This is a genomic window from Rhizobium sp. GCM10022189 (assembly GCF_042656325.1).
In the GTDB taxonomy this organism is placed as follows: domain Bacteria; phylum Pseudomonadota; class Alphaproteobacteria; order Rhizobiales; family Rhizobiaceae; genus Rhizobium.
The window spans coordinates 188,332-211,947 of the sequence record NZ_JBHSOR010000046.1; the positions used below are offsets into that span (position 1 = coordinate 188,332).

20 protein-coding genes are annotated in these 23,616 nt (G+C 64.9%); 10 read left to right on the plus strand and 10 right to left on the minus strand.

The window, feature by feature from the left end; all coding sequences use genetic code 11:
• Complete coding sequence (locus ACFPWW_RS19080) at positions 1 to 1,077, plus strand: LysR family transcriptional regulator (RefSeq protein WP_377312948.1); 1,077 nt, start codon at positions 1 to 3, stop codon at positions 1,075 to 1,077.
• Here the strand turns inward: ACFPWW_RS19080 and ACFPWW_RS19085 are convergent.
• Positions 1,026 to 1,283 (minus strand): CrpP-related protein, encoded by a 258-nt coding sequence (locus ACFPWW_RS19085; protein ID WP_112567458.1) that lies wholly within the window; start codon positions 1,281 to 1,283, stop codon positions 1,026 to 1,028. The genes ACFPWW_RS19080 and ACFPWW_RS19085 overlap by 52 nt on opposite strands.
• A 175-nt stretch (positions 1,284 to 1,458) precedes the next feature.
• Positions 1,459 to 1,731, minus strand: coding sequence for a hypothetical protein (locus tag ACFPWW_RS19090; RefSeq protein ID WP_112567455.1), 273 nt, complete (start codon positions 1,729 to 1,731; stop codon positions 1,459 to 1,461).
• 465 nt (positions 1,732 to 2,196) lie between these two features.
• On the opposite strand from ACFPWW_RS19090, the gene ACFPWW_RS19095 reads away from it, so the two are divergent.
• Positions 2,197 to 3,114: a sterol desaturase family protein gene (locus ACFPWW_RS19095; RefSeq protein ID WP_377312949.1), complete on the plus strand. Its 918-nt coding sequence runs from the start codon at positions 2,197 to 2,199 to the stop codon at positions 3,112 to 3,114.
• 77 nt (positions 3,115 to 3,191) lie between these two features.
• Positions 3,192 to 4,235: a substrate-binding domain-containing protein gene (locus ACFPWW_RS19100; protein WP_377312950.1), complete on the plus strand. Its 1,044-nt coding sequence runs from the start codon at positions 3,192 to 3,194 to the stop codon at positions 4,233 to 4,235.
• A gap of 9 nt (positions 4,236 to 4,244) precedes the next feature.
• Here the strand turns inward: ACFPWW_RS19100 and ACFPWW_RS19105 are convergent, their stop codons facing one another.
• The 6 genes from ACFPWW_RS19105 to ACFPWW_RS19130 form a co-directional block, all read right to left on the minus strand.
• A complete protein-coding gene (locus tag ACFPWW_RS19105; protein ID WP_113414567.1) occupies positions 4,245 to 5,510 on the minus strand; it encodes an ABC transporter substrate-binding protein in 1,266 nt (421 codons plus the stop codon).
• A 25-nt stretch (positions 5,511 to 5,535) separates the two neighbouring features.
• Entirely contained in the window at positions 5,536 to 6,375 is an 840-nt protein-coding gene (locus tag ACFPWW_RS19110; protein WP_377312951.1) for a carbohydrate ABC transporter permease, read from the minus strand.
• Positions 6,372 to 7,298: a carbohydrate ABC transporter permease gene (locus ACFPWW_RS19115; RefSeq protein ID WP_377312952.1), complete on the minus strand. Its 927-nt coding sequence runs from the start codon at positions 7,296 to 7,298 to the stop codon at positions 6,372 to 6,374. The genes ACFPWW_RS19110 and ACFPWW_RS19115 overlap by 4 nt, the downstream gene beginning before the upstream one ends.
• Positions 7,291 to 8,454, minus strand: a complete 1,164-nt coding sequence (locus tag ACFPWW_RS19120) for an ABC transporter ATP-binding protein (protein ID WP_377312953.1) — start codon at positions 8,452 to 8,454, stop codon at positions 7,291 to 7,293. The genes ACFPWW_RS19115 and ACFPWW_RS19120 overlap by 8 nt, the downstream gene beginning before the upstream one ends.
• Entirely contained in the window at positions 8,451 to 9,287 is an 837-nt protein-coding gene (locus ACFPWW_RS19125) for a metallophosphoesterase family protein (RefSeq protein ID WP_113414564.1), read from the minus strand. Before ACFPWW_RS19125 ends, ACFPWW_RS19120 begins: the two co-directional genes overlap by 4 nt.
• Positions 9,288 to 9,612: 325 nt before the next feature.
• Positions 9,613 to 10,533 (minus strand): LysR substrate-binding domain-containing protein, encoded by a 921-nt coding sequence (locus ACFPWW_RS19130; protein ID WP_377312954.1) that lies wholly within the window; start codon positions 10,531 to 10,533, stop codon positions 9,613 to 9,615.
• 143 nt (positions 10,534 to 10,676) lie between these two features.
• Here ACFPWW_RS19130 and ACFPWW_RS19135 point away from each other — a divergent pair, with 143 nt between their 5' ends.
• From ACFPWW_RS19135 to fhuB, 3 genes are read left to right on the plus strand one after another with little or no spacing between them, the layout of a single operon-like run.
• Positions 10,677 to 12,809, plus strand: coding sequence for a TonB-dependent siderophore receptor (locus tag ACFPWW_RS19135; protein ID WP_377312955.1), 2,133 nt, complete (start codon positions 10,677 to 10,679; stop codon positions 12,807 to 12,809).
• Positions 12,803 to 13,708 carry an iron-siderophore ABC transporter substrate-binding protein gene (locus tag ACFPWW_RS19140; protein ID WP_112758956.1) on the plus strand — a complete coding sequence of 302 codons (906 nt, stop codon included), beginning with the start codon at positions 12,803 to 12,805 and terminating at the stop codon, positions 13,706 to 13,708. Before ACFPWW_RS19135 ends, ACFPWW_RS19140 begins: the two co-directional genes overlap by 7 nt.
• Positions 13,705 to 15,672 carry a Fe(3+)-hydroxamate ABC transporter permease FhuB gene (gene fhuB, locus ACFPWW_RS19145; protein WP_377312956.1) on the plus strand — a complete coding sequence of 656 codons (1,968 nt, stop codon included), beginning with the start codon at positions 13,705 to 13,707 and terminating at the stop codon, positions 15,670 to 15,672. Before ACFPWW_RS19140 ends, fhuB begins: the two co-directional genes overlap by 4 nt.
• Positions 15,673 to 15,690: 18 nt before the next feature.
• On the opposite strand, the gene ACFPWW_RS19150 is transcribed toward fhuB, so the two are convergent.
• On the minus strand, positions 15,691 to 18,018 hold the full coding sequence (locus tag ACFPWW_RS19150) for a putative bifunctional diguanylate cyclase/phosphodiesterase (RefSeq protein ID WP_377312957.1): 2,328 nt from the start codon (positions 18,016 to 18,018) through the stop codon (positions 15,691 to 15,693).
• Positions 18,019 to 18,197: 179 nt separating this feature from the next.
• Between ACFPWW_RS19150 and ACFPWW_RS19155 the strand changes: the two genes are divergently transcribed.
• On the plus strand, positions 18,198 to 19,004 hold the full coding sequence (locus ACFPWW_RS19155) for a transporter substrate-binding domain-containing protein (RefSeq protein ID WP_112703132.1): 807 nt from the start codon (positions 18,198 to 18,200) through the stop codon (positions 19,002 to 19,004).
• Between the two features lie 13 nt (positions 19,005 to 19,017).
• On the opposite strand, the gene ACFPWW_RS19160 is transcribed toward ACFPWW_RS19155, so the two are convergent.
• Positions 19,018 to 20,559: a cation:proton antiporter gene (locus ACFPWW_RS19160; protein ID WP_112567507.1), complete on the minus strand. Its 1,542-nt coding sequence runs from the start codon at positions 20,557 to 20,559 to the stop codon at positions 19,018 to 19,020.
• A gap of 105 nt (positions 20,560 to 20,664) precedes the next feature.
• Here ACFPWW_RS19160 and ACFPWW_RS19165 point away from each other — a divergent pair, with 105 nt between their 5' ends.
• From ACFPWW_RS19165 to ACFPWW_RS19175, 3 genes are all read left to right on the plus strand, one after another.
• Positions 20,665 to 21,888, plus strand: a complete 1,224-nt coding sequence (locus tag ACFPWW_RS19165) for a flavin monoamine oxidase family protein (RefSeq protein WP_377312958.1) — start codon at positions 20,665 to 20,667, stop codon at positions 21,886 to 21,888.
• A gap of 117 nt (positions 21,889 to 22,005) precedes the next feature.
• Entirely contained in the window at positions 22,006 to 22,647 is a 642-nt protein-coding gene (locus tag ACFPWW_RS19170; protein ID WP_112567410.1) for a TetR/AcrR family transcriptional regulator, read from the plus strand.
• Between the two features lie 111 nt (positions 22,648 to 22,758).
• Complete coding sequence (locus tag ACFPWW_RS19175) at positions 22,759 to 23,601, plus strand: metallophosphoesterase family protein (protein ID WP_377312959.1); 843 nt, start codon at positions 22,759 to 22,761, stop codon at positions 23,599 to 23,601.
• Positions 23,602 to 23,616 lie beyond the last annotated feature (15 nt).

The following is a 23,616-nucleotide window of genomic DNA, read 5'->3' on the forward strand; positions in this document are numbered from 1 at the left end:
ATGAAATCGACAGTTCGTATTCCAGGTATTCACCATATGAATTTCCGTGCCTTCGATCTCAACCTGCTGCGCGTGCTGGATGCGATGCTGGCGCTGCGCAACACGACACGCGTCGGCGAGACCGTCGGCCTCAGCCAGCCTGCCGTCAGTTCGGCGCTCAGGCGGCTTCGCGATATTCTTGGCGATCCGTTATTCGTGCGGGAAGGCAATCTTCTCGTTCCCACAGGCTTTGCCCTTTCCCTTCAGGTCCCGGTGCGCGCAGCGCTCGAAAGCCTCGAACACGCATTATCGGGCGGGGGAAGCTTCGACCCTTCCAGGAGCCAGCGGTCGTTCGTGATCGGGGCGTCGGATTATTTCCACGAGATGCTGATGCCGCAGCTTGCGGACCTGTTGACGCGGAGCGCGCCGAACATGCGGCTGAAGATGCTGCCGGCCGCGACCGCGAGCTTTCCGGCCATGCTGGCGGCGGACCGGTTCGACGTGGTGCTTTCGATCTCCATCGATCCGCCGGTCTGGATCGAGAAACAACGCGCCTTTCAGGCGACGAATATGGTCGTCGCACGGCAGGATCATCCGATGCTGCGCGGCCTAACATGGGGAAGCGTGCTTCCTCTCGACCTCTTCTGCGGCCTGCCGCATGTGATCTTCTCCGTCACCGACGATTTCAGCCATTTCGAGGATGCCGCGCTGGAGCGGATCGGCCGATCGCGCAATGTGCGTTTCACCATGCCGGGCTATTACGGTGTCGGCCGCGTGGCGGCCCAGAGCGATCTGATCGGCGTGCTGCCGGCACGATTTGCCCTGTCGGTTGCCGATAAGCTCGGACTGGTGGCTTACCGCCTGCCGTTCGAGATGCCGCTGATCGACATGTATCTCTACTGGCGCAAACGCGATATGAGCAACCGCGAGCACGCGTGGTTGCGTGGCCTGATCATCGATCTCCTGAAGCCGCTCGACGAAGTGAGCTTTCCCGTCACGGCTGAGGAATTCGGCGCGCGGCCTGCCTGGACGCGGTCTCCAAGGGATCAGGCGTCGAGCACCCGCCGTTTGGGAAGCGAGATCAGTCCCTTGAAGTGAGTGGCAATCCGGCCTTCACGACTGGCGTCTTCCGCCTCCCAGCCGAATTTCCACGCGTCGTGCCGCGCAAGCCAATCGCCGAGAGCACCGGCATCGTCAGTGGGCATCCTGTGCGGTTCGAGATAGGGGTTCTCGTGCGCCTTCAATCCAAGCACGCAGGCCCGTGAACCTTCTTCCTGCAGATCGATCAGCTCTTCAATCGTCATATGCAATCCTCAACAGTGCGATGAGGCTAACATCATCGGCCGCTCATGCAAGGGATTGCTAATTAATGAGTTAATCCGGGACAATCGGCTTCGTGAGGGTGACGTGACCGGATAAGCCAGTCAGCCGTCACCGGTTGGCGGCCACCAAGGGGCTTTTTCGGATTTCAGGCAATTGTCAAAGCCGGTTTTGCGGAGATCGCGGATCGATGTCCGATGAGGTAATCCAAACCCGCCCGTCATAGGCCAGTTCGCCATGCGCAAACTTGCGGTCGGCGATACCCTCATACAGGTCAAGCCTCTCCAGGAGGCCTTGGATCATGTCACCAGCGAAGGAAGGAAGAGCATCGCCTGCTATGCATACGGCCTGATGCAGATTTCCTTCGGCCATGACCAGAACAGCGTGGGTGCCACAAAGGCGGATTTTACCGGGCACGGTTACGAGCGACATTTTGGTCTCCTCAAAAATTGCCGGAGAATGTTGCAGCGTTCCTGAGGCTAAGGAGCCATGGTTAATGAAAGGTTAATATCAATCATCAACCGATCGGGCGATCCGCCACCTTGAAAGGGACGGAGCACAGGCCGTAGAAGTCCGGCTTCTCACTCAAGGTCATAAAACTGCAGGGAATGTGGTCGTCGGCTTGTGATCGGTCCTATCGCGTAATCCCGCAATCTTCCGCTTCGGGACGTGCCGCATCCTTCAACGAGACTGATGGCTATGCGAATGCCGTTCGTTGTGATTTGTTCGCCTTGCCGATCGCTTGACAGGCGGCGGCAGGGATGCGGGTTGGGCACCCGGATCCCGTCGTTGGGTACAGTATGGCGATGATCCGAGTTCGGACCCGCTGCCGTTCGTGCTCCTGCGCAATCGTTCGGCCGGCATGAACGCTATGAATGACGAGGGGACGTGAAATCGATGTCGAAAGCCGCTGCTGCCGCAAGGCTTGTCCTTGCCTATCTGTCCTGGCCGCTGGTGTTTTTCTCCGGCCTGACGGGCGCATATTTCGCCTTTGCGAGCGACACCCCGATGATCGCATTTGTGGCCGTCTACGCGGGTGCGGTGTCTTCGCTCTTCCTGCTCGAACGCGCCGTTCCCTATGAAGAGCGCTGGCTGGAGCCGGATGGCGAGACGGCGAATGATATTGCCCATACGGTGCTGACCAAGGGGCTGGTCGAGCTTGCGGCGCTTGCCGGCGTCATCTTTCCGATGCTCGCCGCCCGTCTGCTGCAGCCGGTCGCGGCCATGCAGTTCTCGCTCTGGCCGTCGTCCTGGCCGATGATCCTGCAGGCCTCCCTTGCCGTCGTCATTGCCGAGTTCGGCCTCTACTGGGCGCACCGCATCGCCCATGAACGGCTGTTCTTCTGGCGCTTTCACGCGCTGCACCACAGCGTCACCCGGCTCTGGGTCATCAATACCGGCCGGTTCCATGTCATGGATTCTTTGTTCAAGGTGGCGCTGAGCCAGATCCCGCTCTATCTGCTCGGGGCGCCGCTGCAGGTCTTCTGGTGGCTTGGCGCCGTCACCGCCTTCATCGGCATCCTGACCCATTGCAATGTCGATATGCGCACAGGCGTTTTCGACCTCGTCTTCTCGACGCCGAGGCTGCATCGCTGGCACCATTCGAAGGATATCAGCGAGGGCAACACCAATTACGGCGAGAATATCGTGCTGTTCGACCAGATCTTCGGCACCTATTTCAATCCCGACCGCCCGTCTTCGACCGATATCGGCATCAAGGGGCAGATCGCGCCCGATTTCGTCGGCCAGCTGACGCAACCCTTCACCAGGGATGGCGTGCGCCAGATCCTCGGCCGCCAGCCCAAGCGCGGCTGAGGCCTCTCGCCGTCATCATTTCATGACAATCGCCCCGTAAGAGCCTGCAAACTTCGACGGAAGCGGACGGTGCGGCGATGACGACGTTGAAACAGGTTGCGCTGAGAGCTGGATGTTCCATGGCGACGGCAAGCCGGGTGCTGAACCTCAGCGGTCCCGTCAGCCAGGCGGCGGCCCTTCGCGTGCGCCGCGCCGCAGCCGAAGTCGGCTATCGCGCCGCCGCGCCTTCGGCGCGCAGCGGCCGCCGGCCGGTCATCGGCGTGCTGGTGCCGAGCGTGACCAATCCGGTCTTTGCCTCGTCGCTCTCGGGCATCCAGAACCGCATGCTGGTTGCCGGCCACAGCGTTCTCATCGCGCAATCGAACTACGATCCCGATCAGGAGGCCGATGCCGTGGCGGGGCTGCTCGGCGAGCGGCCGACAGGGCTCATCCTTACCGTCTGCGATGCCGGCACCAGTGCCGCGCTCGCCCAGGAGCTGCCGCCGACCGTGCTGCTCGGCAATCCGCCGACCGCCCGCTATCCGGCCGCCGTCACCGTCAACAACTATGCGGCAGGCTGCCGGCTGACCGAGCATCTCCTGTCCATGGGCCACCGGCGCATCCTCTATGTCTCCGGCAGTTTCAAGGCCTCGGACCGGGCGCTTTTGCGTTACCGCGGCTATCTGCAGACGATGGAGGCGGCCGGCGTGGCGCCGCTCGAGGCCGTGGAAGTCTCCTTCGTCAGCGGCTACGACCAGATGGATCTCGGCCAGGTTCTGCGCAGCGTCGCGCCGACGGCCATCATCGGCTCCAATGACCTGATCGCGCTCGGCGTCATCGGCGCCATCCATCGCGAGGGCCTGCGGGTGCCAGACGACGTCTCGGTCGCCGGCTTCGACGGTATTGCCATCGGCAGGCTCATCAACCCGACGCTGACCTCGATCGAAATGCCGGATCTCAGCATGGGGGCGACGGCGGCCTCGCTGCTGCTCGATATCGTCGAAAACGACGCGCCGCTGCGACACCTGGAACTGTCGCATGCGCTGCATTCGGGCGGCACGGTGCGCAACCTCGGCAAAGACGGAACCGCCGCACCCCCTCTGGGATGCGGCGGTTCCGGATCGAGACCGCGGGCGGCCTAACATTCAGGATCAGCTGCGCGGCAGCATGCCTTCGACATCGGCGGCCGCGTCGTCGAGGGCTTCCTTCGGCTCGGCCGAGCCGTCGACGATGCGCGACAGGTTATCGACGATCGTCTGGGTGACCTTGACGCCGTTGGTGCCGGGGAAGGCGTACCAGGGGATCATGCGCGGCATCTGGCTGAGGCCGGCCTGGAAGAGCGGGTTCTTCTTGTAGAAGTCGCCGAGATATTCGGCCGACTTGGCGGCAAGTTCGTTGTTCGGCACGTAGCCGGTGCCGGGAACGACGACCGAGGCGCCATAGGGGCCGGCGGCGAACTTGGCGAACTTCCAGGCGGCTTCCTGCTTGGCCGGGTCCTTGGCGAGGATGACGACGGCGTTGCCGCCGGTCGGCAGGTGGCCCTTTTCCGGGTCGAGAAGCGGGATCTGGGCGGTGCGCAGATCGAACTTGGTGCCGACATTCTTGATCGTATTGACGAGCGCGCCCGTCGTCTGGAACTCGAAGCCGACCTTGCCGGCTGCGAAGGCCTGTTCGCCGGCAGCCTTGGTGAAGACCGGCATGCCGCCTTCCTTGACGAAGCGGCTGATGAGATCGACGGCCTTCTGGCCCTCGGGACCGTTGAAGGCAACCTTCTGCTCGTCGTCGCTCAGCATCTTGCCGCCGGCGCCGAAGAGCAGGGCCGAGAACATCCAGTCGTCACCCTGCCAGCGGAAGTCCATGCCGTCGACGCCGTTGCCGAGCGCCTTGATCTTGGCGGCAAGCGCGATGACCTCGTCCCAGGTCTTCGGCGGGCTGTCCGGGTTGCCGCCGGCTGCCTTCACCAGATCGGCATTGTAATACATGATCGGGTTGGAGGTGGCGAAGGCGAGGCCGACCTGCTTGCCGTTGACCTGGGCGAGCTTCAGGATCGTGTCCGAGAAGCCCTGTTCGGCCATGTTGCCTTCCTTCTGGACGAGCGGCGTCATGTCGACGGCGACATTGCGCTCGTTCAGCATGCGCAGGCGGTTCAGGCCGATGAAGGTGATGTCGGGCATTTCCGAGGTGCCGGCCTGGCGCAGGATCAGCTGGATGCCGTCTTCATAGGTCGCCGAGGGAGCGGCGAACTGGATCTTGATATCGGGGTTTTCTTCCATGAACTTCTTCGAGATCGTGTCCATCACGTCCTTGAAGAAGCCCGGCATCGGGTAGTGGATCGTCAGCGTCGTTTCGGCGTGGGCCGGCAGGGCTGCCGCCACGGACAGAGCCGCCGCTGCGAGGAACTGGGTGAAATGCTTCATCGCTCGTTCTCCTGGGTTCAGCCGGTCAGCCTTTGAGACCGGTCATGGTGATGCCCTCGACGAAGCGTTTCTGCGCAAGCAGAAAGGCCGCAACGAGGGGAATGGTGATGATGATGGTGGCCGCCATCAGCGCGCCGTAATCGTCGCCGGCTTCGGCGGCGCGGAAGTTCATCAGGCCAAGCGGCGGCGTGGCATAGCCGGGCTTCGAAATGACGATCAGCGGCCAGTAGAGGTCGTTCCAGTGGGCGACGACCGAGAAGATCGCGAAGGCCGTGACTGCCGGCCAGGCATTCGGCACGATGACGCGCGAGACGATGCCGAGTTCCGACATGCCGTCGAGACGGGCGGCATGGATGAGATCGTCAGGCATGGCGCGGAAGAACTGCAGGAACAGGAAGATCGCAAAGACCGAGATGGTGAAGGGCGCGACCAGCGCCGTATAGCCGTTGAGCAGCGACAGGCTGTCGAAGGCGACGTAGAGCGGCAGCGCTGTGGCATGGATCGGCACCAGCAGGCCGAGCAGAACCAGCACCATCATCAGGCGGGCGGCGCGGAACTTCAGCTTGGCCATGGCATAGGCGCAGGGGATGGCGACCAGGACCTGGAAGACGAAAATCAGCGCGCAGACGACGAAACCGTTCCACAAGAGCGTGCCCATCGCCACCTTGTCGAGCGCCTTGGAGAAATTCTGCACGTAGAAGAAATGCGTCGGGATCAGCGACAGCGCAGCGGTAAAGATATCGTCCTGCGATTTGCCGGCCGCCGAGATCATGAAGATGTAGGGGGCGAGGAAAATGACCGCGCCTGACAGAAGCAGGGCAAGGCGGATCAGCCGGCCGGGGGTGAAGCGGGAGCGCGCCTTCATGAGTAATGCACCCGCCGGTCGAGGAAGCGGTATTGCAGGAACATCATCACCACGAGGATGGCGAGGAAGACCACGGTCATGGCCGAGGCATAGCCGACCTTCATATAGACGAAGCCCTCCTGGTAGATGGTGAAGAGCAGCACTTCGGAGGCGTGGTTGGGGCCGCCATCGGTCAGCGTCTTCACCGTCTCGAAGGTCTTGACCGCATTGATGATGCTGATCGTGGTGACGAAGAGCGCCGTCGGCCCGAGCATCGGCCAGGTGACGAGGAAGAAACGGTCGAGCGGGGATTTGGCGCCGTCGATCTCGGCAGCGGCATAAAGCTCGCGCGGGATCGCGGTGAGGCCGGCGAGGAACAGCACCATGTTGAAGCCGACCGTCTGCCACACGCCGATGATCGAGAGGCTGTAGAGCGCGGTTGCCGAAGAGCCGAGCCAGTTCGGCTTCGGCAGACCGGCGAGACCGATCAGCGCATTGAGCGGGCCGATGGTCGGGTGGAAGAGATATTGCCAGACGGTCGCCATGGCGACGATCAGCGAGACGACGGGCAGGAAATAGGCGGTGCGGAAGAAGCTCTTTCCCCAGCCCTCGCTCTCGATCAGCATGGCGACGCCGAGGCCGAGCAGGATCGAGACGGGGGCGACGATCGCCGTATAGACGGTCGTGTTCCACAGCGACTTGCGGAAGGTGCGGTCGGTGAAGAGCTCGGCATAGTTCTCGAAGCCGACGAAGCGGAGCCTGCCGGCGCCAAGCTCGAAATCGGTAAAGCCGAGCACGAGAACGGCAACGATCGGCAGGAGCACGAAGAGCACGATCAGGATGATTGCCGGCAGCGCCAGCAGCCAGGCGGTCTGCGCCTCGCGCCGTTCGTGCCTGGCGGCCGATGCGGCCGGGCGGATATCGCCGACAGCGATGCTAGCCATGGGCCTTCTCCCGGCTCGCATCGGCGGGAAGGGCGCTCGTGCGCAGGCGGCGGCCATCGGCGGCAAAGACCATGGCCTTGTCGGGCTGGAAGGAGAGCGCGACGGCCATGCCGGCGACAAGACCTGCGGCATCGTCAGGCGCAAGCTTGGCCAGCACGGTCTCGCCGATCGCGTTCAGCCGGCAGAACAGGATGACCTCGGAGCCCAGGAATTCCATGCGCTCGATGCGGGCGGAGAGCGACGTCTCGCCCTCGCCGGCAAGGCGGACGAATTCCGGGCGGATGCCGAGCGTTACGTCCGAACCGGCGGGGCCGGTCCCTTCCAGCGCCAGCCTGATATCGCCGAAGGCGACTGTTCCGTGCTCGGCGCGTGCGGGCAGGAGATTGATGCGCGGCTGGCCGACGAAACGGGCGACCTCGATATGGGCGGGATCGTCATAGATGACCTGCGGTGCGGCCAGCTGCAAAAGCTCGCCGCCGATCATCACGGCGACCCGGTCGGCCATCGAAAGCGCCTCGGCCTGGTCGTGGGTGACATAGACGGTCGGCACGCCGGCGCGGCGATGCAGTTCGACGATCTCGCCGCGCGCGTGGACGCGCAGGTTGGCGTCGAGGTTCGACAGCGGCTCGTCCATCAGGAAGACGCTGGGGTGGCGCACCATGGCACGCGCCAGCGCCACGCGCTGCCGCTGGCCGCCCGACATCTGGCCGGGCTTGCGCTCCAGCAGATGGTCGATCTTGAGCGCCTTGGCCGTCTCCTGCACATCCTTCGAAATGCCGGATCGAATGGCCCGGTAGCCGGGCATGGCGGGACCGAGGAAGGGCAGGCGCTGCAGGCGGCTCAGGCGCCGCATGGCAAGCGGCACGGCGATGTTCTGGCCGGCCGTCAGGTGCGGATAAAGCGCGTAGGACTGGAAGACCATGGCGATGTTGCGGTCGGCCGCCGCCACGTCGGACATTTCCTTGCCGCCGATGACGATCTCGCCGCTATCGGCATGGTCGAGCCCGGCAAGGATGCGCAGTAGCGTGCTCTTGCCGCAGCCGGAGGGACCGACGAGGGCGATGAATTCGCCCGGCTGAACGTCGAGGCTGATGTTTTTGAGGATGGCGTTGTCGCCATAGGATTTCCGGATGGCCGAAAGGGAGAGCGCACTCATTGCGCCGGCTCCTTCTGCACCTTGTGGGCTTCGTGCGGATAGACCTGCTCGACCACGTCGTCGAGCACATGCGCCACCATGCCGGGCACGGCGACGATCTCGCTCGTTACCGTATCGCCGAGATCGTGGAGGACCGCGCCGACGATCTTCTCGCCCGGCATCTCGCGCTCCATCGTGCCGATGATGAAGGCGGCCGACGGTCCCCAGACGAGCGACGTGTCGTTGAAGCGGCCCTTCCAGGCCCAATGCAGGTGGCCGCTGGCATGGAGCGCCACGTCATGGGCGGCGATCAGGTCGTAGAGGCGCCGGCGCTGGGCCGGGCGGATGCTCCAGTAGCCGGTGTCGCCTTCATCGGGCGTGTCGACGAAGAGCGGCTTGTGGGCAAACATCGCGACGCGGCGGCCGGCGCGCGTGGCAAGCGCCCGTTCCAGCCATGCGAACTGCGTTTCCTGCTCGTCGTTTTCCATGCCCATCAGCAGGCTGTCGAGGCCGATCAGGCGCCAGTCGCCGGCATCTTCCAGCCAGTAATCGGGGCCGACGAGGCCGCGCCAGCGGGCAAGCCTTGTTGCATCGACCGGCTGCAGCGAGCCCGGCAGATGGCCGACATCGTGATTGCCGGGAACGATCAGCATGGGGATTTTCACCTGCCGCATCAGCTCCATGCAGAAGGTCAGGTCCTCGTCCCTGTCGGCGCCGTCGACGGCAAGGTCGCCGGTATGGATGACGAGATCGGCGCCGCTGGCATTGACCCAATCGGCCAGCGGCTGCCAGTTACCGTTGAAATGCGGTTTCGACGGGCTGAAATGCGTGTCGGTGATCTGGACGATTTTCATGCCGGCGCTCTCCGATTGGCCCGCGGCAGGTTGTCCGGCGGCAGGCGATGCTCTTGCCGCCTGTTTAGAGCGCCCCAATGTCAGGCCGGTTACAAGCGTTTCCACCCTTGTTCCAATTGTGTCGTGCAATTGTCATGAGGAGGGAGGGGCTGCGCTGACCCCTATCGGTGCGAAGACCGATCGGCGGGCATCGATAGAGAAAGTTGGCTGCGGCCAATTTGGGGTTCGGTTGGACTGGTGGCGATCGGTGAGAGGCGAATGCGCAACCGAGTGCGGCTCCTCGTACCGTGCCGGCGCCGAGGCTCGTTTGAAAGGATGCCGATGGTCAGCTGCCCGCAGACACCAGCTGCTCGCGATGCCGGGCAATGAAGGCCCTGACCGCCGGCGCGCCTTCGCCCTTGCGATAGGCGATCGCCACATCCGATGTCACCGCCACGCTTCGAAGCGACCGGTAATGGATATCGGGCAGTTCCACCCGGCTCATCGATTGCGGCACGAGCGCGATGCCGACGCCGATGCCGACGAGGGCGGCGATCTCGGTGAAGTCGTGCGCGATGGCCTTGACGGACGGCTCGAAGCCGACTTCCCGGCAGGCCTGCAGCGTGTTGCGGTGGAAGCCGATTTCGGGCGGCTGGCGCGGCGTGATGAAAGTATTGGCGGCCAGCCGGGCCAGCGTGTCGATGGGGCGCTCTGCGAATTCATGGCCGGCGGGAATCATGGCGACCAGCGGCTCGCGCAGCACGACCTGCACGGAAACGCCCGCCGGTATCGGCGCCGGCGCACGGATATAGCCGAAATCGAGCAGGCCGTCGGCGATGCGCTGCAACTGCTGGCGCAGTTCCATTTCCTGCAGCTCGACCTCGACATAGGGAAAATCGCGCTTGAAGTCCTTGATCGAGCCGACGACGGCGCCGGAATAGGCGGCCGACGCCACATAGCCGATGGAGATGCGCCCGCTTTCGCCGCGTCCGGCGCGGTCGATGGCCGCGACCGTCGCCTCCGTCTGGGCCAGCACCTTGCGCGCTTCCTGGAACAGCACTTCGCCTGAATATGTGAGCTGCACGGCCCGGCGGCTTCGGTCGAGCAGCGACGTGCCGACGATCTTTTCGAGGTTCATGATCTGCTGGCTGAGGCCCGGCTGGGCGATGCCGAGCCTGATGGCGGCGCGCTCGAAATTCCGCTCCTCCACCAGGGTCACGAAATATCTGAGGTGGCGGAGTTCGAAGCCGGGGTCGGTCAGTGCCATTGCGCACTCCTAGAAGAATTCAAAACTATGACGTTTATCGAATTTCATAATCAGAACTTATGAAAAATTCGACCTCCGTTTATTGGACCTCCGAAAAATAACATGATTAGAAAAATCCAGTTTTCCGATATAACGAGCTCCCGATGACCGGTTCCCTTCGCCTCCTCACATTCGCCTCCACCACGGCGCTCGCCGGCGCATTTTGCGGGCCGCTTCTTCCGGCTCTTGCGCAGGAGGCCAATCCGACGGTGCTTGCGCCGATCGTCATCGACGGCACGGGCAACGAGGATCCGACGGCACCGGTGAAGGGATTTGTCGCCAGAACCAGCGCGACGGCGACCAAGACCGGCACGCCGCTCCTCGAAACCCAGCAGTCGGTCTCGGTGCTGACGGCCGACCAGCTGAAGTCGCAGGATGCCGAAACCGTCGGCCAGGCGCTCGATTATGTGCCGGGCGTCGTCGGCGAGCCCTATGGCGCCGATCCGCGCTTCGATTCCCCGCGCATCCGCGGCTTCGACGGGCGCCAGTCGCAATTCCTGAACGGGCTGCGCATGATGCGCACCGCCGGGGCGCCTGCCGTCGATCCCTATCAGCTGGAGCGCATCGAAGTGCTGCGCGGCCCGGCCTCGGTCATGTACGGCCAGGGCAATCCGGGCGGCCTGGTCAACCTCATCAGCAAGCGGCCGGTCTTCGAGCGTTTCGGCGAAGCGGGCGTGCAGGCCGGCAGCTACGATACCTACGGCACCTTTTTCGATTTCGGCGACATCGTGCCCGGCAATTCCGATTTCGCCTATCGCCTGACGGGTCTGGCGCGGACCGCCTCGGCGCAGGTCGACGAGCTCGACAACGACCGCTACTTCATCGCGCCTTCGCTCACCTGGCAGCCGGACGAGGATACCAGGCTGACGATCCTGACCAGCGTCCAGCACGACAATCCCAGCACGCCGTCCGGCCTGCCGCCGCAGCTGACGCTGGATGCGAGTGGCGCCAACCGCCTGTCGCGCGATTTCTTCGTCGGCGACAAGAGCTTCGACACGTCGGACCGGACGCTGACCAATCTCGGTTATGAGCTGGAGCATCGCCTGAACGATACCTGGACCTTCCGCCAGAACCTTCGCTACCAGAATTTCGACTGGAACTATCAGGCCCTCGGCATGTCGACCTCGGGCCTTGCGGCGGACGGACGGACCATCAACCGCAACGCCACCATCCAGGACGAGCTGCTCAATACCTTCAACGTCGACAACAACCTGCTGGCGGAATTCGATACGGGCGAGATCCGGCACAAGATGCTCTTCGGCCTCGACTATCGCTATTACAGCAACAATGTCGGCACGCAGTTCTGGCGCGCCACCCCGCTCGATGCCTTCAATCCGGTCTATGGCTCGGTCAAGCTGATCGCGCCGACGCTCAACACCTATGTCGATTCCACCATGACCCAGGTCGGTCTCTACGTGCAGGACGAGCTTGCCTATGAGAACTGGCGCGCGACGGCCGCCCTTCGCCAGGACTGGGCAAGCACCGACGGAACCTCGACGAACCGGCTGACCGGTATTTCTCGCCCGCTTGATCAGGACGATCACAAGCTCACCGGCCGGGCTGGCCTGAGCTACGTCTTCGACAACGGCATCGCGCCCTATATCAGCTATGCCACCTCCTTCGAGCCGGTGCCGGTGAGCGCAACGAGCGGGATACTCGAACCGACGACCGGCGAGCAGGTGGAAGTCGGCGTCAAATATCAGCCGGAGGGCTGGAACGGCTATTTCACGGTCGCCGGATATGACCTGAAACAGAAGAACGTGCTGACGACGATCGGGACGACGACCGCGCAGATCGGTGAAGTCGACGTCAAGGGCATCGAACTGGAAGGCGTGACCAGCCTCACAGACGGGCTCGACCTGCGCGCTGCCTACACCTACATGCAGGCCGAAATCGTCGGCGGCGCCGATGACGGCAACCGCCCGGACAATGTGCCGGAACACGCCGCCAGCCTCTGGCTCGACTATACGTTCCCGGAGGATACGGCTCTCGAAGGCTTCGGTTTCGGCGGCGGCGTGCGTTATGTCGGCCAGCGTTACGGCAATACCAAGAATACGCTCGATCTTGACGCCGTCACCCTTCTCGATGCAGCAGTGCATTACAAGAAGGACAATGTGACGGCCTCGCTGAACGTCAAGAACCTTGCGGACAAGGATTATGTTGCAAGCTGCAGCTCCTTCGGCTGCACCTATGGCGACGGCAGGACGGTGATGGGCAAGCTGACCTTTCAATGGTGAGAGACGATCGAGAACGGAGCGCAACGCTCGTCAGCCGCCGGCAGGCACTTGCCTTGCTGGCGGCTTTCGCCATTCCGGGCAGAACCCTTGCCGCCGCCCCGACGCGCATCGCCGCGATCGACTGGGCGATGCTGGAAACGCTGGTCGCGCTCGGCGTCACGCCTGTCGCCGCGACCGAACTCGTGCAGTTCCGCAAGGATGCGGTCGAGCCGGCGCTTGACCCCTCGGTTGCCGATCTCGGCCTGCGCGGATCGCCGAACCTCGAACTCCTGCGCCTGCTGCGCCCGGACCTCATCCTGATCTCGCCCTTCTACACCAGGTTCGAGGCGAGCTTTCGGGCGATTGCGCCCGTTCTGTCGCTGCCCTTCTACAACAGGGGCGAGCCGCCCTATCAGAAGGCGGTGGATGCCGTCTCGGCGCTGGCGAAGGAACTGGATCTTGCCGAACGCGGGCGCGTGGTGGCGGAGCAGCAGGCAGCCCTCCTCGAGCAGACGCGCCTCAGCCTGCAGGGATTTGCCTCCCGCCCGACCTATCTCGTCAATATCGGCGATGCCAGGCATGTGCGCGTCTTCGGCGCCGACAGCATGTTCGGCGATGTCCTGTCCCGGCTCGGCCTGCCGAATGCCTGGACGGACCGCTCCCGCTACACGTTTGCGGCCCCGGTGCCGATCGAAAACCTCGCGGCCGAGCCGCAGGCGCGCATCGTCATCATCTCCGATATCCCGGTCGAGGCGCGCAACGGCCTGAAGAACAGCATGATCTGGCAGTCACTGCCGCCGGTAAGGGCCGGCCGCGTCCTGATGCTCGGCAATATCAATCCCTATGGCGGCATCCTGGCCGCCGCCCGCTTCGCGCGGCTTTTCAAGGCGGCGCTGCAGTCGTCCGGGGAGAGCCCGTGACGAGACCCGCCGCTTTCCTCACCGCGCTGTCGGTCCTTTCCGCTTCCGCCGGCCTCTTCCTGTGGGTGGCGCTCGACCATCTGCCTTTCGCCGACTGGCCCTCCCTGCCGTTCGATGCCGGACGGATGACGACGCAGCAGATCATATTCGCCTATGCCGTCCTGCCGCGCGGCGCAGTCGCGCTTCTCGCCGGCGCCGCCCTCGGCCTTGCCGGTGCCCTGCTGCAGCGCCTGCTGCGCAATCCGATCGCCGATCCCTCGACGCTCGGCGTCTCCTCCGGCGCGCAGCTTGCGATCGTGACGGCCACGCTGTTCTTCCCCGAGATCCTTGACGGCTACCGTGCCTTCGTGGCGCTTGCCGGTGCCGGCGCGGCCACGGCCCTCGTCTTCCTGCTCGGCTGGCGGCGCAGCTTCGAGCCGATCACCATGGCGGTTTCCGGCCTTCTGGTCGGCATTACCTGCAGCGCGCTGGCGGCGGCAATGACGCTCTCGCAGGGCGAATACCTGATGTCGCTCGTCACCTGGAACGGCGGCTCGCTCAGCCAGCAGGACTGGTCGGCGACGGTCAGCCTCGGCCTGGAGCTGCTGCTCGGCCTTGCCGTCACCCTTCTGCTGCTGCGCCCGCTCACCCTGCTCGGGCTTGGCGACAGCAGCGCGCGGTCGCTGGGCGTGGCGCTTGCCGGCACGCGCATTGCTGCCGCAAGCCTTGCGGTGGCGCTGAGCGCCGGCGTTGCCGCCGCCGTCGGCCTTGTCAGTTTCGTCGGCCTTGCCGCGCCGGCGCTGGTGCGCCTGCTCGGGATCCGCACGACACGCGGCATCCTGCTTCTGTCGCCGGTCGCAGGCGGCCTGCTGCTCTGGTTCTGCGACGGTATCGTCCAGCTCGTCGCCGCTTCGGCCGGCGAAACCTTCCCGACGGGATCGGTGACGGCCCTGATCGGCGGGCCGCTGCTCATCTGGCTGTTGCCGCAGGTGCGTGCCGTCGAACCGCCGCAGCCGCCAGACAGCATTGTCGTGTCGCGGGCGCCGCTCTCACGCCTCGTCCTCATCCTCTGCCTGCTGCCGCCGCTCGTCTGGGCCGGGCTCTGCGTCGCGCGCCTGCCCGATGGCTGGACGCTGCTGAGCGGCGACCTCCTGCGGGAACTCTTCCCCGCCCGCTGGCCGCGGCTTCTGGCATCGGCCGCGGCCGGCAGCCTGCTCGCCATGGCCGGCGCCATGCTGCAGCGCCTCACCGGCAACCCGATGGCAAGCCCGGAAGTGCTGGGTGTCAGCGGCGGAGCCGGCGTCGGTTATGCCGTTGCGCTCAGCGTTTCGGCCAATGCCGGTGCGCCCGCGCTCTTCCTCGGCGCCGGCGGCGGGGCGATCCTGGTGCTCGTCATCGTCGCGCTCTTTGCCGCCCGCCGGCATCTGCCGCCGGAGCGGCTGCTTCTCGCCGGCATTTCCGTCAGCGCCTTCAGTTCGGCGATCCTGAGCGCGCTGCTTGCCGTCGGCGACCAGCGCGCCTGGCAGATCCTGGCCTGGCTCGGCGGGTCGGCCGCGGCGGCCACGCCGCAAACGGCAACCTTCCTTGCCGGCCTCGCCGTTCTGATCCTGATGATCGGCCTGGTCTTTGCGCGATGGCTGACGATCCTGCCGCTCGGGCCACCCACCGCGCTTGCGCTCGGCCTGCCGCTCGTCGGTGCCCGTCTGCTGATGGTGCTGACGGCAGGCATTGCGACCGCCGCGGCCTCGCTGCTCGTCGGTCCCTTGAGCTTCGTCGGCCTGATGGCTCCGCATATCGCCCACCGCGCCGGTTTCGAAAAGCCGGGCAGCGGGCTTCCCGCCGCCGCCGTCATCGGCGCCGTGCTGATGGTGATCGCCGATCTCGGCGCCCGCACCGTCACCTTTCCCTATGAGCTGCCGCTCGGCCTCTTTGCGGCCTTTGCCGGCGCGCCCTACCTTGTCTGGATGATCGGCAGGCGGTCGTAGGGGCGCCCTGGCTTTCGGTCAATCGCGCGGGGAGGACGCGGCAGCCGCCTGCGGCCGCATCACCTGCGCGGACCGCAGCGACGAGAGGAAATCGGCCAGGGGCACGGGGCGGGAAAACAGGAAGCCCTGCAGGTCGTTGCAGCCGGCAGCAACGAGGAAGTCCCTCTGCCCTTCCGTCTCGACGCCTTCTGCCGTCGTCGCTTTTCCAAGCGTGCGGCTGAGGCCGAGGATCGCCGAAACGATGGCGGCACCCTCGGCCTGCGTTCCGAGCAGCCGCACGAAGGACCGGTCGATCTTGATCCGGTCGATGTTGAACTGAATGAGGTGGCTGAGCGAAGAGAAGCCGGTGCCGAAATCGTCGAGCGCGATCCGGATCCCGTGAGAGCGCAGCCTGCCGAGCGTGCCCTGGGCGTTTTCGTCGATGTTGAAGAGGGCCGCTTCCGTCAGTTCGAGCTCGAGGCGCGACGGCGGCAGGCCCGTCTCCGCCAGGATCGACAGGACCTGGCGGTCGAAGTCGCGATGCCGGATCTGCGAGGGCGAGACGTTGACGGCGACAGACATGTCGGCCGGCCAGCTTGCGGCGGTCCTTGCCGCGCTGCGCAACACCCATTCGCCGAGCTGGTCGATCATGCCGGCCTCTTCGGCAATCGGGATGAACCTGTCCGGCGACAGCAATCCGTGGGCGGGATGGCGCCACCGCACGAGAACTTCCGCACCCGAAAGCCTGCCCCGGGCGTCGGCTCGGTGCACGCCCTGAAAGAAGACCTCCAGATGGCCGGGATGGTCGGGGCGCAGATTGTCCGCGCCGCCCGGCGGATTCGCGTGGTTTTCCAGCACGAGGCGAAGGTCGTTCTTGAGGTTTTCGCGCGCCTCGACCCGGTGGTCGAGGGAGGGATCATATTCGATCAGGCGGCCGCGCCCCTTGGTCTTGGCTTCGTAAAGGGCGACGTCGGCGCGCCGCAGGATCTCGCTGGTCGCCTGGGCCGCGTCCTGAAAGGCCGCAATGCCGACCGAGCAGCCGATGCGCACGACGACGTCGCCGCCGTGGAGCTGGAACGGCTTGCCGAGAGCCTCGATAATGGCGTTGCAGAGCAGGATATGGCGATCGTCGCCCGCGCGAGCGTCGGGAAGCAGCAGGGCGAATTCATCGCCGCCGAGCCTTGCCAGCGTGTCGCCCGCCCCGATCAGCCCATTCATCCGCTCGACGACCCCGCGCAGCAGCTCGTCGCCGGCGGCATGGCCGTGGATGTCGTTGACTTCCTTGAACTTGTCGAGATCGACGAGGGCAAGCACGGCGCGTTTGCCGGGAGATCTCATGGCCGCAAGGCATTGCTCGAAACGGGCTGCGAAAAGTGCGCGGTTCGGCAGGCCCGTCAGGACGTCATGCAGCGACAGGTGCCGCGCGTGGTGCTCGCTGGCGCTGAGTTCCCGAAGGCTGCCGCGCAGACGGCCCATCAGGGCGAAGAAGAGGCCGGCGATGAAGAGGCCGGCCACGGAGAGCACGGGGACCAGCCGGCCGATGACGCGCGAGCCCGGCAGGTCCGGCTTCCAGATGATGAAGCCAATCGGTTCGCGCGATGCCGTGGCCTCGATTTCGAAGGCGACTTCGTCCTGCTCCTGATCGGCGGTGCGGGCATAACGGGCGCCGGCCAGCCCCTGTTCGCGGCTCAGCATATCGAGCGTGATGCCGTCGAGGAAACGGAATGCCACGAGGTAGAGCCGGTTGGCGTGATTGCCGTCCGGCGCGGCATCCTTCGAAGAGCCGGTGACGGAAACGACGCCGGCGACCGAAGGCCGGCCCTCAAGCCGCATCAGTTCCACCCGGCTGGGTTCCGGATCGGAATTCGGCCCGTGCGGCGCGCCCTGCTGCCTTGCTTCCAGATCCTGGATCATCGGCTGAAGCAGCGGCCGCACCCATTTGAAGCGGCGGCTGGTTTCGGGATCGGACTGCAGGGCAAGCTCGCCTGCCGGGGTCACGAGGAAAGCCGCGTTATAGCCGAATACCGTTGTCGCGATCTTGCCGAACGTCGCTGCCGATGTCGCGCCCGCGCCTTCACTCTTGCCGCTGGCCATGGTCGAATCCGCCATCAGCAGCGAGCCGTAGCCCGCGCCCATCAGCTGGATGTCCTGCGAGACGCGCTGGACCTGGTCCATGAGGCGGCCGTTGACCAGCTTGCGCTGCCGGTCGAGGGCGGCCGCGTCGCTTTCCCGGCCGGCCCAGATGGCGGCCAGGAACACCAGGCCAAGAATTGCCAGGCCGCTGATTGCAAGCAGGATCAGTATCGACCCGGACGATGTCCTGGTCGCTCTTTGTGCGAATAATCTTAAAGACGGATCAGCAGGCACGTCGTCTTCTCCCGAGCGCCCTGATACTGACCGCGATTGTTTACAAAAAGCTTTTCAAGCAGCATCAAAATGAAGGGTTCGCAATGACGAGCTTTTTAATCGTTTTGTGATTGGCTGATCGTCGCGCAACGCTTGCCGATGCAAGGTTGGCAATCGGGCTCTACATCAAGGTGATTGATATGTTGCGATCAGGCTTTCTCTTTCGTTCGAAATTCTTCGCCATTGCTTGTGCCGCCGTCGTTTCGATCGGTATTTTCGGGCCGGCTTCTGTCGCTGCCGCCGAAAACGACGCCATCCGCATCGCCGTCGAGGGCGCGTTTCCTCCGTTCAACTATCTCGATTCCAATAACCAGCTTCAGGGCTTCGACGTCGATATCGCCAAGGCCCTGTGCGAGACGGCCAAATTGAAATGCGAATTCGTCATCCAGGAATGGACGGCGATGATCCCGAACCTTCTGGACAACAAATACGACGCGATCATCTCGTCGATGTCGATGAGCGCCGAGCGGCGCGAAAAAGTCGCCTTCACCCATAAATATTACGACAGCCCCACTGTCTTCATTGCTCCCAAGACGTCTGCGATTGCCGGCACGTCACCCGAGGACCTGAAGACCCTGAAGCTCGGCGTAACGGCGGCGACTTCCCAGGAATCCTACGCCAGGAAGTTCTATGGCGGTGTCGCGACGACCGTCTTCAAGGCGTCGCCGGATCTCTACAAGGGCCTTGCCGACGGCGAGGTCGATATCATCCTGGAAGACAAGCTGGCGGTCTACGACTGGCTCGCGAACACCAAGGCGGGCAGCTGCTGCGAGTTCAAGGGCGCCGATATCAAGAATACCGAATATTTCGGCGACGGAGCCGGCATCGCCGTGCGCCCCTCCGACAAGGCATTGCTGGACAAGCTCAATGCCGCGCTCGAAACCATCCAGGCCAACGATATCTACGATACGATCAACGCGAAATATTTCCCGTTCAGCATCCGCTGACAGGCGGCATGTTTCAGCTCTCCGTGATGCGCCGGTCCTCGTCGGTGCCGACGGAGAGCTGCTTCCAGTCCAGGTCTTCCTGCAGTTCCAGATATTGCGTCGGCCCGATCTGGTCCCTGTCGCGCAGCTCCTCCAGGCGCTGGCGCTGGGCGATGACGGCCGCGATCGTCAGCTTGCGGCGCCTTTCGAGCGGCGAGGCCTGGCCCAGGTCCGACGGCACGGTCCAGTGATCCCGGCAGACGGTGCGGATCGCCTCGGCCTCCGCGCCGCCCTCCGTCTCCAGACGCTGAAAGGCGGCTTCAGCCAGCGATCGCCGGGCCGCTTCCAGCTCGTCGCGGACCTCCGACTGGCGCCCGAGTTTGAGGAAGTAGATCATCGGCGCAAGCGTCGCCCCCTGGATGACCAGGGTTGCGAGCACGACCGCAAAGGCCGTCAGCACGACGAGATCGCGCTCGGGAAAATCGGCGGGCAGCGCAAAGGCGGTCGCAAGGGTGACGAGGCCGCGCATGCCGGACCAGCCCACCAGAAAGGTCTCCCCGTTCGTAAACGGCGCCAGCCCGTTTCCGCGCCGGTGGCGCGAGGCGACGAAGGCGTGCAGCAGGAAGGCCATGGCGAGACGCGCAAGGATGACGCCGGCCACCACGATGGCGGCAAAACCGAGCGCCCGCTCGAGCGCGTCGGCGGACATGGATTCCACGATGCTGCGGGCCTGCAGGCCCATGAGCAGGAAGGCGACGACGTTCAGCAGGAAGACCACGGTGGTCCAGACGGCGAAGGAATGCACCCGCATGCGCGGCGAATCCTCGACCGTCGAAAGCGTGGCGATCGTCATGGCGCTCGCAACCGTTGCCAGCACGGCCGAGAGATGCAGATGTTCCGCGATCAGCCAGGTCGAAAAGGCATAGACGAACTGCAGCAGCGTGCCGCCGACCGTATTTTCCGTCATGGGCCGAAGCCTGGAGACGAAGAAGCCGAAGACGATGCCGAAGAGAATGCCGCCGGGGGCGGCAAAGCCGATCTGCAGCGCCGTTGCGCCGTCGAGCCCGCCCCGTGCCTGGACCGTCAGCGCCGCTCCGAACAGCAGCAGGGCCGTCGCGTCGTTGAACAGGCTTTCGCCCTTCAGGAGCGCGTCCACCCGGCGGTCTACCGGCAGGTTGGACAGCACGGCGGTCGCCGCCGCCGCATCGGGCGGCGCAACGATGGCGCCAAGCGTGACCGCCACCGCAATCGGCAGGCCGACGGTCAGCAGGCTGATCGACACGACGACGCCGGTCGTCACCAGTACCGCGATGACGGCGTAGAAGATGAGCGGCAGCAGCATGCGCCGCGCCGCCCCCATCGGGAAATCATAGGCGGAATCGACGAGCACGGGCGCGATGAACAGGGCGAGCGCGGTCGGCGGATCGATCGGGATGACCGGTGCGCCGGGCAGCATCGCCACGGCGACGCCGCCGGCCGCCAGGATGCCGGGATAGGGCAGGTGCGTGCGCCGGGTGATCTGCAGCAGCAGGATCGCAACAGCCAGCAATGCGACGAGCGTTTCGAAGAAGGTCATGCGGGCATAGTAGCAGGCTTTCGGGCGCATTGAAGCGGGTGCGGCTCCCATGTAAAGCTTAAGCCTGTCAAGGTGATGACGAAGAACGGGGCGAGGCGGTTGACGATGGACTACGATGTGGCCGTTATCGGCGCCGGCGCAGCCGGCATTGCCGCGGCACGAAAGCTGGCCGCTGCCGGCCGCTCGGTCGTCATCCTCGAAGCGAGCGACCGCGTCGGCGGCCGCGCCTGGACGATCGAACTGTCAGGCATGCCGCTCGACATGGGCTGCGGCTGGCTGCATTCGGCAGAGCGCAACCCGCTTGTCGCGCTGGGCCGCGACACCGGCTTCACGATCGAAAGCGGGCCGACGGCCTGGCAGAGCCAATGGCGCGATCTCGGTTTTGCGCCGCAGCAGCAGGCGGCCGCTGCCGCCGCCTGGATGGCGCTGGAGGCGCGGCTTCGCGCCGATCCGCCGCAAAGCGACAGGGCTTCGGACGCGCTGGAGCCCGGCGGCGAGTGGAACGCCTATTGCCAGTCGCTGAGCGGCTATCTGAACGGCGCACCGCTGGAACGCCTGTCGGTCGCCGATTTCCTGGCCTATGACAGTGCCGCGACCGATTCCAACTGGCGCGTGCACGAAGGCTACGGCAGCCTGATCGGTGCCGCCGTCCCCGACGTCGCACTGCGCCTCTCGACGCCGGTGCGCCGCGTTGCGCTGACCGGCAAGGGCGTGCGGCTGTCGACCGACAGGGGCGCGGTGACGGCGGGCGCGGCGATCGTCACCGTTTCGACCGCGGTTCTCGCCGGGGGAAAGATCGCCTTCGACGCCGATGTTGACGATCATCTCCATGCCGCCGGGCAGCTGCCGCTTGGCCTTGCCGACAAGCTCTTCATGGAGCTTGCCGGCAATCATGGCCTGGAGCGGGAAACCCACCTGCTCGGCGATCCCAGGAGCGACGAGACCGGCAGCTATTATATCCGGCCGCTCGGCCGGCCGGTCGTCGAAGGCTTTTTCGGAGGCAAGGGCGCCGTCGTTCTCGAAAGCAAGGGCCTGCTCGAAGCCTTCGCTTTCGCGCTCGATCAGCTGTCATCGCTTCTCGGAAACGATATTCGCCGCCATCTGCGGCCGTTGGCGGCCTCCTCCTGGTGCCGCACGGACTGGGTCGGCGGCTCCTACAGCCACGCGCTGCCCGGCCATGCCGGCGCCCGCGCGATCCTGGCGCGGCCGGTCGGCGAGCGCCTGTTCTTTGCCGGCGAGGCGACGCATCAATCCGATTTTTCGACGGCGCACGGAGCCTGGGAAAGCGGACTGCGCGCGGCAGGCCAGGCCATCGAATCTGCGGCCTGAGATCGACGGCTTCGGCAGGCTTTTGCCCGCCGACGGTCTTTTTTGCCCGAACCTGACCGGGGCGTCATCTGCACTACACACTTGCGGCCTACGCCATTGGGCGGAGGTTTCAGCCTCATGTCCAGTCGAACCAACGTCACTGCAAAACGCCTGATGGATGCCTGCGAGTCGCTGCTTTGCGAAGCGCACAGTCCGGAAGAGCTGACGGCGCGCCGGATCGCGATCCAGGCGCAGGCCACGCCTTCGGCAATCGCCTATCATTTCGGATCGCAGGAAGAGCTGATCACCGCGGTGGCCGAACGCGTCTACCGTCGTCTGAACGCCGAGCGTCTCAGCCTCCTGCAGAAGGCCGTCGACCGGCGGGCGCCCAATCCTCCCGATATCGAGGAGGTGATCGCCGCGCTTATCGGCCCGTCGATCCGCTGGGCAACCGATCCGACATCGAGCTATCCGGTGCTTTCGCATTTTACCTCCATGGCCCATTCGAACCGCGACGGGGCGCCGCACTACCGCCGCATCACCGACGATGTCGAGCATCACCGCGCCTTCATTCCGCAGCTGAAGCGGATCGCGCCCTGGCTCGACGAGGTCGATATCGGCTGGCGTCTGAACTGCGCGCTCGGCATCCGTTCGCAGGTCACCCGCAGCCGACAGCGCACCGAGATCCTGACCAACCACCAGATGGATCTCGACAATCCCGAACTCGTCATCGCGCGCATGGTGGAGGTCATCGCGCCGATGTTCCGGCGGTCCTGCTGACCTCGGCCCGCCGCAGCCGGTCGGGTTTCGAACAGCATTCGAAATCCGTCACGCCTGCGAAACACGCCCCCTCTATCGGTTGCCGCGCGAAAACCGTCAGGGAGCCTTCCGATGCGCCGCGAAACCACCTTCATTCATCTGACCGACCTGCACATCGGCACCGCCGATGACGACCATCTCTACAGCGACACGACCGAGACCCTCGAAAAGGTGCTCGATCTGGTCGCAACGGTTACGCCGAAGCCGCAATTCGTGGTCGCCAGCGGCGACCTTACCAACCGCGGCGACGCGGAAAGCTTTCGCCGGCTGAAACAGATCATCGATGCCCGGATCGACGTGCCGGTCGTCTACGCGCTCGGCAATCACGACACGCGCCCCGGCTTCTACGAGGGCATGGAAATCGCCACCGACGATCCGGATGCGCCCTACGACCACGACACCGTCATCGACGGCATTCACATCGTGACGATCGATTCCTCGACCCCCGGCCTGATCGGCGGCACGATCGATCCCGAACAGTTCGACTGGCTGGCCTCGACGCTCGATACGCATCCGGAACTGCCGAAGCTGATCGTCGTTCATCATCCGCCCGCGCTCGGCGAAGAGGCCGACGCCACGCACTGGCGCACCATTCACTTCCCGCAGTCCGAACGGTTCCGCGCCCTGCTCAAGGGCCGCAACATCATCGGCATCCTGAGCGGCCACATCCATCACGACCGCGTTTCCGTCTGGCACGGCATCCCCGTCGTCGTCGGCACCGGCCAGCATGCCGCAACCGACATTCTGCGCACGGACATCCTGCGCATGGTGCGCGGCGCCTCCTTCGGCATCGGCACCATCCGCCCCTCCGGCCTCACCATGGCCTTCGTGCCGCTGCCGTCCGATCGCGCCGAGCTCAACACCTATCCGCTTGACATGCTCATGGCGCGGGCCGTTCCCGTCGCCGCCGAATAATTCCAGGAGACAGAT

Coding starts and splice junctions, on each gene's coding strand:
- ACFPWW_RS19080 (WP_377312948.1), top strand. CDS start 1: ATGAAATCGACAGTTCGTATTCCAGGTATTCACCATATGAATTTCCGT.
- ACFPWW_RS19085 (WP_112567458.1), bottom strand. CDS start 1,283: ATGACGATTGAAGAGCTGATCGATCTGCAGGAAGAAGGTTCACGGGCC.
- ACFPWW_RS19090 (WP_112567455.1), bottom strand. CDS start 1,731: ATGTCGCTCGTAACCGTGCCCGGTAAAATCCGCCTTTGTGGCACCCAC.
- ACFPWW_RS19095 (WP_377312949.1), top strand. CDS start 2,197: ATGTCGAAAGCCGCTGCTGCCGCAAGGCTTGTCCTTGCCTATCTGTCC.
- ACFPWW_RS19100 (WP_377312950.1), top strand. CDS start 3,192: ATGACGACGTTGAAACAGGTTGCGCTGAGAGCTGGATGTTCCATGGCG.
- ACFPWW_RS19105 (WP_113414567.1), bottom strand. CDS start 5,510: ATGAAGCATTTCACCCAGTTCCTCGCAGCGGCGGCTCTGTCCGTGGCG.
- ACFPWW_RS19110 (WP_377312951.1), bottom strand. CDS start 6,375: ATGAAGGCGCGCTCCCGCTTCACCCCCGGCCGGCTGATCCGCCTTGCC.
- ACFPWW_RS19115 (WP_377312952.1), bottom strand. CDS start 7,298: ATGGCTAGCATCGCTGTCGGCGATATCCGCCCGGCCGCATCGGCCGCC.
- ACFPWW_RS19120 (WP_377312953.1), bottom strand. CDS start 8,454: ATGAGTGCGCTCTCCCTTTCGGCCATCCGGAAATCCTATGGCGACAAC.
- ACFPWW_RS19125 (WP_113414564.1), bottom strand. CDS start 9,287: ATGAAAATCGTCCAGATCACCGACACGCATTTCAGCCCGTCGAAACCG.
- ACFPWW_RS19130 (WP_377312954.1), bottom strand. CDS start 10,533: ATGGCACTGACCGACCCCGGCTTCGAACTCCGCCACCTCAGATATTTC.
- ACFPWW_RS19135 (WP_377312955.1), top strand. CDS start 10,677: ATGACCGGTTCCCTTCGCCTCCTCACATTCGCCTCCACCACGGCGCTC.
- ACFPWW_RS19140 (WP_112758956.1), top strand. CDS start 12,803: ATGGTGAGAGACGATCGAGAACGGAGCGCAACGCTCGTCAGCCGCCGG.
- ACFPWW_RS19155 (WP_112703132.1), top strand. CDS start 18,198: ATGTTGCGATCAGGCTTTCTCTTTCGTTCGAAATTCTTCGCCATTGCT.
- ACFPWW_RS19160 (WP_112567507.1), bottom strand. CDS start 20,559: ATGACCTTCTTCGAAACGCTCGTCGCATTGCTGGCTGTTGCGATCCTG.
- ACFPWW_RS19165 (WP_377312958.1), top strand. CDS start 20,665: ATGGACTACGATGTGGCCGTTATCGGCGCCGGCGCAGCCGGCATTGCC.
- ACFPWW_RS19170 (WP_112567410.1), top strand. CDS start 22,006: ATGTCCAGTCGAACCAACGTCACTGCAAAACGCCTGATGGATGCCTGC.
- ACFPWW_RS19175 (WP_377312959.1), top strand. CDS start 22,759: ATGCGCCGCGAAACCACCTTCATTCATCTGACCGACCTGCACATCGGC.